Genomic DNA, 16,269 nt, shown 5'->3' with positions numbered 1-16,269 from the left:
TAGATATGTCAAACAATCTAATCTAGCTTTGTTGATTTTGATCTGTGAATTTATTTTTTCAAACAATTTCGTATATTCGTGTTGACTCTCCATAATTGATAAATTTTGTATGTCGAAATTCAAATTTAATCAATTTCATGGAGAGTCATTTTTTTGTCATATACTTAGTTCATACTCACAAAAACTAAATAGAAAACTAGATATAAGTTAATTTCGACAGAGTACTTACTTTGAAATGCCTTAAACTATCATCATAAAAATCTTCAATTCCTTATATTGCTTCTCAATCTTCAAATTATTCATATGAGTTCAGAAAAAACATCATTACGAAGCAGAATAGGAATTGTATTAATTGTATTGGGTTTTATCTCTCCCCTTATCGGGCTACTAATACCATTATTAAATCTTTCTTCGACATTAACAACATCATTGGTTGCTCTTTTTATGGTGGGTGGTCCTGAGGTTTTTCTAGTTTTAGGTTCGGCTTTAGCTGGAAAAGAGGGGATTACAATCGTTAAAAATAAGATCAAAAAATTGCTAGGACTACCTGAAGGGAGATACCCTGCGACTAAAAGACAATATAATTTAGCATTAGCCATCATGTTTCTGTGGTTATTATCGCTGACTGTTCCTTTATATATACCTGGTTTTGTGGAGATGCTTCAACTTGATTCATTAATGTGGTATTACTACCTGATCATTGATGTGTTGTTTATTGTTGCCTTTGTATTTTTAGGAGGGCATCAGTTTACCACAAAATTTACAAAATTGATTACTTGGGAAGAATGGGAGCTTCCTGAATGATGATATAAGAATGAAGATAATTGCATTGTTGTGGTTCGTAAAGTGGTTTTATGATGGTTCAGTGGACGATGTAATGCAACATCCCTACACGGTATCCTCTTCCTTCAAATAATTATAAATAGAATAGGGAAATAAAGGATCATACACACTTTTATTATTATAAACTCAAGTGTTATGATCAAAAAAATCCTTATTCTATTTTCTTTAGTAGTTATCTCTGTTTCATCATACGCACAAGAAAAGTACAATTCCTTTTCTTTTTCTGTAAGCAGGGGAGTTAATATGACAAACGATAATCCCTTTTATGGTTTTAGTATAGATTATTCTAGAGCGATTAAAAATACTCCTTTTTCGACAGGGGTTGCTATGATGTGGGATGAGGAAAAAGATAAGAATAGATACTTGCAAAATGTGACGGTTGCTTATATGGTAGGTTACAAAATAAATGATCGATGGTCCATAGGTTCAGGAATAGCAAAAGGTTTTTTAAATAACGAAAATGAAAGACAGGAATATCAATTTTCTGATGGAGATTGGTCTACAGGTCTGGCAGGGACTTATGTTTTAAAAGTGACGCCTAAACATGCGATTTCTATTACTTCCTCCCTTGAATATAATATCACACAAAAAGAATATTGCTTCTCAGTTGATCTAAATTACATTTTACCTTGGTGACAGAGAGTGATTTATGCCTCGTTTACTTATTGTTAACATTAAATATACACCTTTCTATATTTTAATATCGTAATATTGCGATATGGGAATAACAAAAATTGATGGGTTTACTCCTGAAGTAACTCAAATGGCAGAAATACTGAAAGCATTGGGGCATCCAGCGAGATTAGCCATCATGGAATATTTAATTAATAGTCCTGATTGTATCAATGGCGATCTTGTAGATCACTTACCACTTGCTCAGTCAACGGTTTCAAGACATCTTTCGGAATTAAAGAAAGTAGGATTGATCAAAGGTACTATTACAGGCAACTGTATTTCCTATTGTATTAATGATGAGGTTTGGAATAAGATCAAGGATTTTTTCAATTCCTCTTCGGATCAGATCACACCTGGTAAAAGCTGTGCTTGTTAATTTAGAATTTTTTTAAAAAAAATAGATAAAAATGGAAAACGCAACGGTTTCAACATTAGAGCAGTACATCACATCTGCAAAAGAAGAGTTTCACCTTATCTCAGAAGAGAGAAAAGCAGCACTTGAGGTAATTTCAAATTTTGTGAAAACGAAATTAGCAGAAGATGGATTGGCCAACCTCATTTTAATTTGTACTCACAATTCTAGAAGAAGCCACCTTTCACAAGTGTGGACTCAAGTGGCGGCTTACCACTACGGTTTTTCTGATGTTTTTGCTTATTCTGGCGGTACTGAAGCAACTGCTTTATTTCCTTCTGCAGCCAATGCATTAGAGAGAGCAGGTTTGAGCGTTCAGAAATTATCAGAAGAAGCAAATCCGGTTTATGCCATTAAATACGATGAGAACCAACCTGCTATTATCGCTTTTTCAAAGAAATATGATCATGCTTTTAATGCACAGTCTGGTTTTGGAGCTGTAATGACATGTGGTCATGCAGATGCTAACTGTCCTTTTATTCCCGGTGCAACAAGAATATCATTACCGTTTGAAGATCCAAAAGCATTTGACGGCACACCGGAACAAGAAGATAAGTATGACGAAAGATGTCGTCAGATTGCAAGAGAGTTGTTATATGCTTTCTCAGTAATTTAATCCATTCAATAAAGAAATAACTTCCATAGTAATGAACAAGGAACTAGAAATAGAGGGACAAGATCCGCTTTGCCCTCAAAAACAACCTAAGAAACTATCCTTTTTAGATAGTTACTTAACAGTTTGGATCTTTTTAGCCATGGCAATTGGTGTGGGAATCGGTTACTTTTTTCCAGGAGTAGCAGATTCTATCAATGATATGTCTGTGGGCACTACAAATATTCCACTCGCTGTTGGGTTGATTTTGATGATGTATCCTCCTTTAGCAAAAGTGAAATATGAAGAGATGGGTAAGGTTTTTACGAATGTGAAAGTACTTACAGTTTCTTTAGTTTTAAACTGGATCGTAGGACCGATTTTGATGTTTGCTTTAGCTTTAATTTTCTTAAATGATTACCCTGAATACATGACAGGCTTGATCTTGATTGGTTTAGCAAGATGTATAGCAATGGTGGTTGTATGGAATGACTTAGCCGAAGGAAGTTCAGAATATGCAGCAGGTTTGATAGCATTGAACAGTATTTTCCAAGTCTTGTTCTATAGTGTTTATGCTTATGTGTTTATTACAGTATTGCCTCCATTATTTGGTTTTGATGGTTCTGTAGTAGATATCACAATGGGGCAGATTGCTGAAAGTGTATTTATCTATTTGGGTATTCCTTTCCTAGCGGGCTTCTTAAGCCGTAAAATTCTGATTAAAGCTAAAGGGCAGGAGTGGTTTGAAAAAGAATTTGTTCCAAGAATCTCACCCGTTACTTTGATTGCATTGTTAAGCACAATTGTGGTGATGTTCTCCTTAAAAGGACAAATGATTGTAGAAATTCCAATGGATGTTGTTAGAATCGCTATTCCATTAGTGATCTATTTCGTGGTAATGTTTGTCGTGAGTTTTATGTTGGCAAGATACTTCGGAGCAGATTATGAAAAGGATGTTTCTATTGCATTTACAGCAACTGGAAACAACTTTGAGTTGGCAATTGCAGTGGCTATTGGCGTTTTCGGAATCAATTCAGGTCAAGCTTTTACAGGTGTAATTGGACCTTTAGTGGAAGTGCCTGCATTAATTGCCTTAGTCAATTTAGCCTTTTGGTTCAGGAAGAGATATTATACAAACAAGTAATTATTCAAAGGTAATTTATTCTTAAGGATAAGTACTAGGAAAAAGTAATTGAGTGTTTCGTGCACCATAGTTATAACTATGGGCAGGTGATACTGCAACCTAACTAAAACTAAAGTCTTGAAGGTTTGTAACGGAAGCAGCACTTTAGTGTTGTCGGAGTCAATATCACCAGCCCATGACTTCAGTCATGGTGCACGTAATTATTATTTCATTTCTTTTTCCTAGCACATAGGTTACCTTTTTTCAAAATATGATGGATTTCAGAGATACAAAATTCTTATTCTTCACTGGTAAAGGGGGAGTAGGAAAAACTTCATTATCAAGTGCTGCAGCTGTTCAATTAGCAGATCAAGGTAACAAAGTCTTATTAATAAGTACTGACCCTGCTTCGAATCTTACTGACGTTTTAGCAACAGAAGTAGGTGATAAAAAAATTGCGAAGCACCCTGATTTATCAAATTTATCAACAATTAATATTGATCCAGAGGAAGCGGGAGAATCTTATAAAAATAGAGCTGTATCTTCATTAGGAATGTTGGCTACACCTGTTTACAGAAATAAAGTAAGGGAACAACTTTCTGGTGCTTGTACAGTAGAAATTGCTTCATTTGATGAATTTACAAGATTTATTTCAGGAGAAGCGAACCCTGAGGAGTACGATTATATTGTATTTGATACCGCACCTACAGGGCATACCTTAAGATTGTTGGAGTTGCCTGACGCTTGGAGTGATTTTCTTGATCACAATGAAGGTGCATCTTGCATTGGTCCGTCGACTGCATTAAAGAGTAATCATCAGCGTTATAAAGAAGTGGTAGAGGTTTTAAAAGATCCTAACCAAACTACTTTTTATCTTGTAGCAAGAGCTGAGGAAACTTCATTAAAAGAAGCGGCTAGATCTGCAAAAGAGCTGGCTGAGTTAGGGATGAACAATCAGCGTTTGCTTTTAAATGGTATTTATACACCTATTAATCTAGAAGATGAATTTGCTGTTCAAATTGCAGAAAAAGCAAAATTCCAATTAAAAAATATTCCTCAAACTCTTTCCACTTTACCAGTTCAAGAGTTCCCTTTACTTCCTTATAATATCTTAGGTCTTGAAAAATTACGTTCTGTTTTTTCTAAAGAAAAGCAACAGCTGATTCTTGAGCGTGAAAATACTGAAGAAGTGAAAATGGGGAAAACCCCAAATTTGACTGATTTGGTGGATGATCTTGAAAAAGATGGTCATGGTTTGATTATGACAATGGGAAAAGGCGGTGTTGGTAAAACAGTAACAGCTTCAGCTATAGCCATTGCATTGGCCAATCGTGGTCATAAAGTAACATTGACTACAACTGACCCGGCCGCTCATTTAACTGATTATACAGGACAGATTGTTGACCTTCCTGCTATATTGACGGTTGAGAGAATCGACCCTAAAGTTGAAACTGAAATTTATATTGAAAAAGCAGTAGCACAGAGAGGAGCAGGAAAAACGGAAGATCAGATTAAATTGATTAGAGAAGATCTTAATTCACCTTGTACAGAAGAGGTTGCAGTATTTCATGCTTTCTCAAAAGCAATCAGAAGTGCGAAGAGACAATTCGTAGTTGTGGATACAGCACCAACAGGTCATACTTTACTATTATTGGATACAACAGGAAGTTATCATAAGCAAGTAGTAAAGCAAAGTAATATTGACGCCTCAAAGTTGCATACACCTTATCAGATGATACAGGATCAGAAGATTACAAAGGTGATATTGGTGACTTTACCTGAAACGACTCCAATCAGAGAAGCTCAAAGTTTACAAAGTGATTTGGAGAGAGCAGAAATTTATCCTTATGCGTGGGTGATTAACCAATCGTTACCAACAGCGTATAAATTTACAGACCCAATTTTATTACAAAAAAGAAAACATCAGCAAGAATTAATTGCCAGTGTAAAGTCTGTTTCAACAAATAATGCCTTTCAGATTGATTATATCAAAGAAGAAAAAATAGTTGCTGAGATGCTTTAAAAATTTCCTTTTAGCTTAGCATAAGCCTAAAAATGAGTCTAGTTAATTCATTTTTAGGCTTTTTTTATTTTTGAAGAAAAGTTCATTTATCGTTAAAAAATATTACAAAATGCTTTAATAATTCAAAAAAAAGCGTGAGTTTTGTTCCATACTGTGTTATAAAATATTACATCGTTGTGATTTTACATTACAACTAGATTCAAAACAAAACTTTTTCTTTCGAACAAGATTAACTCTTTACTAAATAAATTATGCTACGAATAACTGTTTTCGTACCCTCAATTATGAGGTACTTTTTTGTGTTATTTTATCTGATGCTATCTGTAAATATTTTTGCCCAAAATGAAATTCCCGCTGATGGACTTACGCTTTGGTTAAAGGCAGATGCTATTACTTCTGATGATTATACTGACATTAATGGCGATGGTACAGTACTAAGAATGGACAAATGGTTGGATCAATCTCATACCGTAACTGGAGTAAATACTGGTTATTATGTTGAGAATGAATACAGCGGAAATATCTCTGATGGTATTACTTATCAGGCAAGTGTTTCAGAAATTTCAAATCGACCTGCGGTTTTATTTCCATCAGCAAGCCATTATGGTATGCTATTGCGAAATAGTGCTGGTGATGATATTGAATTCTTGATGGAAAACTATGAAGTATTTATAGTTTTGAAAGCTAATGATACTTTTGATGACGTTGGTTTTTATGCAGGTGGAAATACGACAAGAGCATTGTATGGTAAATGGGATGGTGCACAGTTTTATTTTAGAGGTCCAGATAATAATTTAAGTAATACAGACAAAGAACCATGGCCTATTGCAGATAATTGGGGTTTGATTTCTTTTCAGAGAAATGAAAGTAATGAAACAAGTTTTACTTCAGATGGTGGTTTATTAAGTCCTTTAGATAAAAACACAACCAATACATCAACTCATAAATTTGGTACAGTAGGCGGAGCAAATTATTCGTCCAATTTGAGATGGAATGGATATATAGCAGAGGTGATTATTTATAATAAAGCATCTGGTCTAGATCCTGTGACAAGATTAAGAGTTAACGATTATCTTACTGCAAAATATGGTTTTACACATAGTGAAAAATCAGATACAGATGAACTTTTTAGTGGTAACACTTCACCAAATCAAAATGTTGTTGTTTATGGTAATGATGGAGGGGATTATACACCGGATAGAGGAAATCCTTCATCTGTTATCGAATTGACAACTTCAGGTACATCAGATGGAGATTACATCATTTTAGGAGAAACAGATGAAAGTGGTTTAGAATTCGAATTTGCACCAGAGAAAAACAGACTTTGGGCAAAGAGATTTTATATACAGAAAAAGGGAAATCTGGATTTTACTTTAGATTTTAATATAAAAAATTACGAAGGTAAGGATAATAATGAAGAAGATAGACAAGCAAGTGATTACCTCTTAGTTTATAATAGCAATGATGGTTCCGATTACGTTGAAGTGGCAGATGTTGCAGCTAGTTTTAAAGGGACTGACATTGTTTCATTTACGGTGTCAAATACTAATTATGATGGCGATGGATTTTATACCATAGCACCTCCTGCTCCTAAAGCTTTTTATACAAAGGGTTCAGGAAATTGGGATGAAGATATATGGACTACAAACCCTTCAGGTGAACCTGATGGAAATGTAGCAGTAATTACTGAAGCAGACGATTTTGTCATACTTTCTGGTTATGAAGTAACGTTGAATACCAACAATATTACAGCGGCGGATATTGAAGTAAGTAAAGGTGGAAGGTTGAAGGTAGGTTCAACTACTGGACACAGCTTCAAAGGTGTTTTTGGAAAAGGGACGATTCAGATCGAAGGTGATAATTTCCCTTCTCCTTCGACCGCAACAGATGTTGGAGGTTTTCTTACAGAAGATGGAGGTATTGTAGAATTTAAAGGTACAGGTACAACACTTACCAATAGCTATTCCTATAATATAGTTCACGTTGATTTAGATAATACAGCAGATGAATTAGTAATTGATACTTCTTCACCATTATCATTGTCAGATTCATTATTGATTGAAAAAGGTAAAGTTGTTTTAGGTACTAGTGATGCTACTGGGGCAGGGATTGATTTAACTGTCAATGGTAATACAAGAATAAAAAGTGAAGGAGCACTAGGTATCGGTACTGATAATGTAGTTCACAATGTTGTATTCAAAAACAGTTTATATAACTCTGGAACAATTGCATTGACCAATAGAGCTAAGATTGATAATTTTGGTTCGAATGAATACTTGACAACTTTAGAGACTTATTTTAGCAATAACCTTTCTGGACAATACGCAATTGTGACTTTTGATGCTGATAATAAACATCAAGAGTTGGTTGCTGATGGATCTACAATTTTGTATCAATTAGTTGTAGATAAAGGAACTTCAGATTATTATAATTTAAGCATAAGTGCAGGTTCTACTGGTCTTTTTGAAATGTATGGTTATAACACACATTCAAATTCAAGTACTGGTAGCAATGCAGGGGGAATGACAACAAGCAATGGTATGTTTGTTTTAAAGTATGGTACGCTTCGTTTCGGTGAAAATATTTATATCCCAAGTTATGCGAACACAACAGACAACTATGATTTAGGAATTGGTTGTAAACTATGGGTTGACGAAGGGGCAGATATCAACTTTGGTCCTGTGAATGCATTAACTGTGTATGGAAGTGTTTTAGTTTCAGGCGGTAGGTTAAATATTGGTTTGAACTACGATGGTACAAGTAATGGTAATCATAATAGTATTACACTAAGAGAGAGAGGGTATTATGTACAAGAAGGAGGACAGGTATTTTTGAACCAAATAAAGACTTCCGTTTTAGGGGAGGATCACCAAGGTTCATTTACAATGTCGGGTGGAGAAATGACAATTTATGGTCATGTACCAAGCAGTAATGTTGCAGCTCTTTCGCTTCCTTACAAGACCAATTCATTTAATATGTCTGGAGGTAAAATCACAATTCATAATGAAGACAGTGGCATGGACTTCTTGACTGACTTTGCTATGGGTGACGGTTTTTACAACGTTACTGGAGGTGAAATTATTTTTGATATTAATACGGATAGAGCTGTAAGTTTTAAGTCAGCTATTCCTTTCTATAATTTAACAGTCACCACTGATTTTTCTTCAAGAGATGTTACACTTGCCAACGGTTCTTATGGTGATTTGAATGTTTTGAATCACTTAGTAATAGAAGAGAATAGTAATCTTCAAGTAGGAACTCATGATCTTATAATAAGCGGTGATCTTACTTTATACAATGATACTCAGTTAAATATCAACGAAAATAATACGTTGACATTTAACGGGTCAAGTGTTGATACGGATGGAAATGTACAGCACCACTATATAGATGTGAGAGATACAGATACTCCTTATGAAATCAATAATTTGGTTATTGATTTACCAAACGTTACGGATATTTTTGAATTGAGAGATATTAGTAATACTGCAGCTGATGGAAATACACGATTAAAAGTAATAAACTCTTTATCATTAACGCAAGGAACGTTTGATTATACTGATTATGCTATTGAGCTTGAAGGTGACTTATCTTTTCAAGGAAGGATAGGAAGGTCGTCGTCTGTTGGACATCTAAAATTGAATGGTTCTGCAGGTACAGCACAGAATATTACTTCGAGTTATGATTTAGTTGAAAATCAAATTGCAGATACAACAAATGTGGGTATTACTCATTTATGGATAAATAATACAGATGGTTTTAACTTATCCAAAAATGTATACGTAACAAAGTTGACTTGGGAAGAAGGGGTGATAAAAGCGAATGAATACGGTGTTGTTGTAGGAGCTTTGGGTGTTCATAATGAAGGAGGGAATGCAATTGGTACAAATAATAAAGTTATTGTTGGTACTGGTAAATCATCTGATGGAGGTTTAACATACTTAATCAATGCTGATGGTACCTATCTTTATCCTTTAGCATCTGAATTTGATATACCAGTAGCTGATAGTTACAAATACACTCCCGCTTCAATTTTAGTAAGTAATACAGCCGAAATTGGTTTTATCCAATTGGCAACTAATAATGGAAGTTTGGTAGACTTTGCTGCCGATCCAGATAATAACACTAACCTTTTAGATTATTATTGGAAGTCAAATGCTTATGGATATACTGACGATTCAAATAAACCTGATATCACTTTGACTCTAAATTACAATGATGAAGATGTTGTAGGAACTGAGTCAGATTATGAAGCATCTAGAATTTTGTTGGAAGGTGACTATTCAAGGTCTGTATTAGGAACTGTAGATGATGCCACAAATACAATAGAGCTTTCGACTGCATCTAAACCAGTTGTAGGAATGTATTCAGCTGGTCACCCTGATCAATTCACAGGAGCATTGCAAGTTTATTACTCATTTATGGGAGTTGGTGCTGATGGGAGTTCAGTAATTCGAACTGCAACTTGGGATGCAAATCAACGATGGACAACCAATGAAAATTGGAAAGTTACTGGACCAGGAACAGTTTCAGAAAACTCTGGTGAACCGGGGAAAGGTGATATTGTTGTAATTGGTTATGGTACTTGGAATGGCTCTAGGTTTGTAGATGGTGCAGGACATAGAGTAAAGATGAGTAACATTCAAAGAAACGTAGCCTTGGTAAGGTTTGAGGAAGTGAGTGAATCAAATACTTATTACGAAGAAGATAACACGAATGGATTACCTGATATTCAGATATTAAATAATTCGGAATTGACAGTAGGAGTAGCAGAAGGGATTGGACGATTTAGAATTTATGGTGGTACAGATACTGATGGAACAAATAGAGGTGTTTTGTATGGAAATGATATGAACGATTTCCTAAGTGAAGAGGGAAGTGAGTTGATGATTCAGAATCAATCAGGAAATAATGGAGGCACTCCTTTTAATGATTTTGTTATTCCTATTTATCCTAAATATCCAATATTAAGACTATATGGAGGCGGTTCTGATCAAGGAGGAGAGTTTGTCTTTGATGATGCAGTTACAGAGACTGTTCAAGTGAAAAGATTAATTGTTGAAGGAGCCTTTTTAAGGTTAGACAAAAGTCTTGATATAGAAGGTACACTTAACATTGGTGCCTCACAAGATGGTGAATTAATATTTGATTCACCTACTTCTATACAGTTGTCATGTCAGGATATAAAGATGGATAACATCTTTAATAATTCAAGCACTGCTGAAAATAAAATTCTAACAGAAGGTACTGACGACATTGAGCATAAATTAATTGTTAAAGGAGGAATTGAGATTCCTAGTATAAGTGCTGGTGATCAAAATAATATTGTGTTTGATCTGTATAATGGTGAGACAGGCAACAAGGTAATTTTGGAATTCCAAGGTGAAGATAACGGAGCTTTTATCAATAACTATACTGCTGAAGTAGTTCCGGAATTATATAAAATTGTAATGAATAAAGGAACAACAAGTGCTTCTACATTTACAATGTCAACGAATTTCACGTTACCGTCAAGTACAACAGTTGAGCTTATCACATTATCAAATGGTACACTAATTTTAGATAATGCTGATATAAATATTACTCCTTTTGCAGTTCCAGCATCAAATTGGGAGTTGGCATCTACAGCTGGAATAACCATCAATCAAGGTGCAGTGAATATCACGGGAGATCAAGCAAATTTATTATTAGGAGGTAAATTGACAGTTGCAGGAGGTAGTCTAAATTTATCAAATGCAGGAGAAGATAATTCTATTGTTTATGCTGTTTCAGGTGAAATTGAATTGACAGGAGGAGCTATAAATATTGGATCTGAATTGAGAAGAGACTTGGCCGGTAATGATGGAAGTCTTACTTATAATCAATCGGGTGGTACGCTATCAACAGGTTTGCAAGGCAACCCAAATAGTGCTGAAAGAGGAACATTTGAAGTTGTTGGTAGTGAATCAACATTTAATTTTACTGGAGGTGAAATCATTGTTGCATCTGGAAAAATAGATATAAATGCGTCTTCTTCTACGGTCTCTGAAAGTGCTGAAATTAAGCTTGGAAATAACACAACAACTGAAACGATAGAAGCAGTGTTAGCCAATGAAATTGGTAAATTGGAATTGGTCGCTGATGTTACAGTAAATGTTGAAATCAATGATGTGCAAATGTTAGGGGATCTGGAAATTCCATCACTAACAACACTTAATCTAAACGGGAATAATCTTTCAATTGCTGGTAGTATTGTAAATGAGGGAACGTTTTCTGCCTCAACATCCACAATAAGTTTAGTAAGTTCTGATGCTCAGACTATTTCGGGAGGACAGACAATTACGGCTGAGAATATGATTGTTGCTACGAGCGGTGCAACTGTGGGTATGAATTCAGGTATAACAATTACTAAGGATTTAACCATTAGTTCAGGAACGCTTTCAGATAATGGAAATACCATCAATGTTGGAGGATACCTTACCATCAATGGTGCTCATACAACTACAGGTGCAGGAAGAATTAAGTTGAACGGTACAAGTACGCAATCTATTGAAATAACAGGAAGTATTGGTCGTATGGAAATAGATAATACTGAAGGCGTGAAATTAGTAGATAATTTAGCTTTAGTGGCTGATGAAATTGTCTTCACCAATGGCGTTTTAGATATTGATAAATACCGTTTAAATCTTGGTGTTGATATTGTATTAGATGCTCCGGCGGGCTTTGATAAAGATAGAATGATTCAGCTAAATGGAGGTGTAAATGCACAAGGTGTTCAAATAGAATTGCCTTCTACTGACATCACAACTGAAAAAGTAATTCCTATTGGCTACTCTGGTACTTATGCCCCTGTAGGTTTCTTTGGAGAATTTGATGGTGTTACAGTCAATGTAAAACCGATCAACAAAATGCATACTGTAGCAGAATTTCAAGGCGTAACTCAAAATGCATTATCTCAATACTGGAAATTTGACTTCTCAGAAGTGGGAGTGACAAAAGATAGATATGTATCCTTATATTTTAAGGAAAGTAATGTAAATGGTACAATCGGAAATTATCAGGGCGTTATTATTGACAAAGATGCAAATATTAAAAAGCCGGTTAATGTTATAGATGGTTTAAGTGATGACTTGGATAACAATAAAATAAAAATCAGCTTGAACAGTCCTTTAATTTCGGGTGATTACTTTGCAGCAGAAAATGATGCAACTCCTGATAACATTATTAGATATAAGATAAAAGATGGAGTGACTGATGCAAGATTGGATGATGTCGCTTCTGGTAAATGGGAATATTCAACTGATGGTGGAGGTGATTATGACGACTTAAGTACAGACTTAACTTCAGGGACTATTCTAGAGGTGCCTTCTGGTGTTAATTTGGTAACTAGTGATGGTGATTTAGGTTTTAAATCTTATTACAGAGCTATTATTAATGGTACATTAGAAGTACATGTAGATGATAAGAATATTCTTTTCAATGAAGTAGAAGGAAGCGGAACAGTTAAGTTCTATGTTAATGATTCGAATATTGGTCAGATGCCATTCGCAGACTGGGGTGAATTTTATAGTGCTGGAGGAGGAATTGTAGTTGAAGGAGATGCAGAAAATCCATTGTTGAATTTGAATGCAGATGCTGACAACAAAAAGTTGACAATTGGTAGTTTAACATTAACTGGAACGGGTTCAAATCAAGTATGGGAATTGCCAGATGGTAACGGGCTCAATATTAGTTCTGGAGAATTGAAGATCGATAATGTTGAATTTGAACTTAGTACAGCATCAACCATTAATGATATTTTGGTTACTAATAATGGTATTTTGAAATCTAGTTCTGCTTCTATAGCAAGCGGGGATGTATCAGTGGAATCGGGAGCATCATTAAATGTAGCTTCAAGCTCGTTTATTGTTAGAGGTGACACTGAAATTACAGGTACTTTGAAAGTTGAAAACTCATCAGACTTATACGTTGATAGCAATATTACTTTTAAAGGTGGTTCGGCTTTAGAAGTTAGTTCTGGTTCAGAGTTAACCGTTGGAGGAAACTTTGTGGACGAAGGAATAACCACTGCAACCTTATCAGGAGCTACGCTTACTTTCAATGGTTCTTCAGGTGATCAATCTTTCACAGGTGATTTTAAATCTAGTGATGGTAAACAAATTGGTGAATTGAATATCAATAAGTCAAGTGGAAATGTAGTTCTTTCAGGTTCAAAAGAAGTAACAAAATTGACGTTGAATTCAGTTTTAAATAACAGCGGAAATACTGATGGTTCATTATTGATATTAGGAGAATCAAGTGATGTAACTGGTAATTCTTGGGTGGAAGGACCATTATCTAAAAAAATGGAAGTAGGTGATAGTTTCTTATACTATGTTGGAGGAAGTGGTTCTCAAAGAAAATTAGAAGTTCGTTATGTAACTAATAATAATAATGGAGGATTGGCAACAACAGAAAAAACATGGACTGTTGAACATTCACCAAATGCTCAAGATGTAACCATCATTGATGAGACAACAAAACTTACAGTTATATCTCAAGACTATCAATGGAGAGTTACTGATATTGCTGAGGGAGAGGACGCAGCCGATAAACAAAGTGAGGCTGATATCTTTGCATATTATGAAACGCTTGGTAAAAGCTCTAGTTATACATTAGCAGTTTGGGCTTTTGGTTTCTCACGTGATGAATGGACAAGAGCTGGTGATCCTTTGCATAATACAGATGATTATTTTGAAACTTATGGTGTATCTTTTAGTAAAAAATATTTAGCAATTGGAGCTGTTGATGAATCTACAGATTTACCTGTAGAACTAATCTCATTCGATGCCTATGCGGAGGAAAGCCAAGTTCGTTTAGAGTGGGCGACTGCATCAGAAGATAACAATAAGGAGTTCGAACTTCAAAGGTCAATAGATGGTGAAAATTGGAGTTCATTAAAAGTGATTGATGGTGCTGGTAATTCTAATGTTCGTTTAGATTATGAGTTTATCGATAAAGCTCCCGTTCTGAATCAAGTGAGCTATTACAGATTGGTTCAAATCGATTTTGATGGCACAACAACAGTTTTTGATCCTGTTCAGGTTTATATGGAAGGTGAAGAAGTAGCTGATGTTACCGTATATCCAAATCCTGTACAAGATGGTAAAGTCAACGTATTGTTGAAGTCTTGGAAAGGCGATGTAGAGATCAATTTATATACTGCTTTAGGATATAAAGTATTAAGTGATAAATGGTCTTATGGTGACAGTCAAGTGAAACAACTTCAGTTGCATAAATTACCGAGAGGAGTGTATGTATTGAAATTGAAATCAGGAAAAACTGTAAGATCTACAAGACTAATTGTAGAATAAGCGATTAAGCATTTTACAGAAGTTAATATTGAAACACCTTGCTGATACTGATAAAGCAAGGTGTTTTTTTATATCAAAATCTCAAATGTAATTTTTATAACGTTAATACTTTGTTTTCTTTCGATAAACTCTTTTATTGAAGAAATAGAGCATTACTAAAAAATTACATTACTCAAGCCATGTCTATTTTTTATAAAGAAATCAAATACACCTCAGCTTATTTAATTCCGCTTTGTTGTTTCATTGGGTTCTATTTCGGTGGAGTCTACACTTGGTTGACCGTTGCTTTTAGTTTTATTTTAACGCCTATATTGGATGTATTTCTTCCTACTTCAGATGAAGTGAGTGATGCTAATAATAAAATTTATTCGAAGCTTTACGACTGGTTTTTGTATCTCAATTTAGTCTGGGTTTTTGGCTTAGTAATTTATGGGGCATTACAATGGGTGAATCATACCTATTCCCTTTTTGAAAATGCAGGTTTGATACTTAGCCTAGGTTTAGTGCTTGGAACTTCAGGGATTAATGTAGCTCATGAACTAGGACATCGTAAAGAGAAGAAGGAGCAGTTAATGGCTCAAGCGTTATTATTGCCCACTTTTTATATGCATTTTTTTATAGAGCACAACAGAGGACATCATACCAATGTAGCTACACCTTTAGATCCGGCAACAGCTCAAAAAGGAGAGTGGGTGTACAGTTTTTGGTTTAAGACCGTTATTTTCTCTTATATCAGTGCTTGGAAAATTCAGATTAAAATGCTGAATGGAAAGTTTTTTACCATGAAAAATAATATGCTGTGGTATCATGTAATCTATTTTCTGTATATTTTTAGTATTTTATTTTTCTTTAATTTTCATGCATTAAAGTATTGTGTATTGTCAGCTATGGTAGGTTTTCTTTTACTGGAAACAATTAACTATGTAGAACATTACGGTTTGATGAGAAAATTATTACCTAATGGCAGGTATGAAAGAGTACAGTTATGTCATTCTTGGAATGCTAATTATACATTTGGCCGAATTATTCTTTTTGAATTGACAAGGCATTCTGATCATCATTATAAAGCCTCGAAAAAATATCATACACTAGAACATCAAACTTCTGCTCCTGAATTGCCCTTTGGATATCCTACGGCTATTTTATGCTCATTAGTTCCTTGGTTATGGTTTTGGATCATGGATAAAAGATTAAGCTAAACTATTTTATCATCGGTACTTGATTACAATTTTAGAATCCAACAAGAACAATAAAAAAAACACCTGATCA

General features: G+C 34.7%; 8 protein-coding genes. All 8 read left to right on the top strand.

Going from position 1 to position 16,269, the window contains the following annotated elements; genetic code table 11:
* Positions 1-303 precede the first annotated feature (303 nt).
* The 8 genes from HHU12_RS20220 (at position 304) to HHU12_RS20185 (ending at position 16,199) form a co-directional block, all read left to right on the top strand.
* On the top strand, positions 304-804 hold the full coding sequence (locus HHU12_RS20220) for a hypothetical protein (RefSeq protein WP_169658556.1): 501 nt from the start codon (positions 304-306) through the stop codon (positions 802-804).
* A gap of 174 nt (positions 805-978) precedes the next feature.
* Positions 979-1,479: a hypothetical protein gene (locus HHU12_RS20215; RefSeq protein WP_169658555.1), complete on the top strand. Its 501-nt coding sequence runs from the start codon at positions 979-981 to the stop codon at positions 1,477-1,479.
* Positions 1,480-1,561: 82 nt separating this feature from the next.
* On the top strand, positions 1,562-1,894 hold the full coding sequence (locus HHU12_RS20210; protein WP_169658554.1) for an ArsR/SmtB family transcription factor: 333 nt from the start codon (positions 1,562-1,564) through the stop codon (positions 1,892-1,894).
* A 31-nt stretch (positions 1,895-1,925) separates the two neighbouring features.
* Positions 1,926-2,546: a low molecular weight phosphatase family protein gene (locus HHU12_RS20205; protein WP_169658553.1), complete on the top strand. Its 621-nt coding sequence runs from the start codon at positions 1,926-1,928 to the stop codon at positions 2,544-2,546.
* 31 nt (positions 2,547-2,577) lie between these two features.
* Positions 2,578-3,666: an ACR3 family arsenite efflux transporter gene (arsB, locus tag HHU12_RS20200; RefSeq protein ID WP_169658552.1), complete on the top strand. Its 1,089-nt coding sequence runs from the start codon at positions 2,578-2,580 to the stop codon at positions 3,664-3,666.
* Positions 3,667-3,916: 250 nt separating this feature from the next.
* Positions 3,917-5,668, top strand: coding sequence for an arsenical pump-driving ATPase (arsA, locus tag HHU12_RS20195; RefSeq protein WP_169658551.1), 1,752 nt, complete (start codon positions 3,917-3,919; stop codon positions 5,666-5,668).
* A gap of 284 nt (positions 5,669-5,952) precedes the next feature.
* A complete protein-coding gene (locus HHU12_RS20190) occupies positions 5,953-15,000 on the top strand; it encodes a T9SS type A sorting domain-containing protein (protein ID WP_169658550.1) in 9,048 nt (3,015 codons plus the stop codon).
* Positions 15,001-15,179: 179 nt separating this feature from the next.
* On the top strand, positions 15,180-16,199 hold the full coding sequence (locus HHU12_RS20185) for an alkane 1-monooxygenase (RefSeq protein WP_169658549.1): 1,020 nt from the start codon (positions 15,180-15,182) through the stop codon (positions 16,197-16,199).
* The last annotated feature ends 70 nt before the right edge of the window (positions 16,200-16,269 follow it).

Origin of the sequence: Flammeovirga aprica JL-4, assembly GCF_012844305.1 — a bacterium.
GTDB lineage: Bacteria > Bacteroidota > Bacteroidia > Cytophagales > Flammeovirgaceae > Flammeovirga > Flammeovirga aprica.
Note: the sequence above shows the minus strand (reverse complement) of the source record. Positions and strands in the feature narration are given on the sequence as shown.

Excerpts from the sequence above, each read along its gene's own strand:
- HHU12_RS20185 (WP_169658549.1), top strand. The coding sequence starts at position 15,180 with ATGTCTATTTTTTATAAAGAAATCAAATACACCTCAGCTTATTTAATT.
- HHU12_RS20210 (WP_169658554.1), top strand. The coding sequence starts at position 1,562 with ATGGGAATAACAAAAATTGATGGGTTTACTCCTGAAGTAACTCAAATG.
- HHU12_RS20220 (WP_169658556.1), top strand. The coding sequence starts at position 304 with ATGAGTTCAGAAAAAACATCATTACGAAGCAGAATAGGAATTGTATTA.
- HHU12_RS20215 (WP_169658555.1), top strand. The coding sequence starts at position 979 with ATGATCAAAAAAATCCTTATTCTATTTTCTTTAGTAGTTATCTCTGTT.
- arsB (WP_169658552.1), top strand. The coding sequence starts at position 2,578 with ATGAACAAGGAACTAGAAATAGAGGGACAAGATCCGCTTTGCCCTCAA.
- HHU12_RS20190 (WP_169658550.1), top strand. The coding sequence starts at position 5,953 with ATGAGGTACTTTTTTGTGTTATTTTATCTGATGCTATCTGTAAATATT.
- arsA (WP_169658551.1), top strand. The coding sequence starts at position 3,917 with ATGATGGATTTCAGAGATACAAAATTCTTATTCTTCACTGGTAAAGGG.
- HHU12_RS20205 (WP_169658553.1), top strand. The coding sequence starts at position 1,926 with ATGGAAAACGCAACGGTTTCAACATTAGAGCAGTACATCACATCTGCA.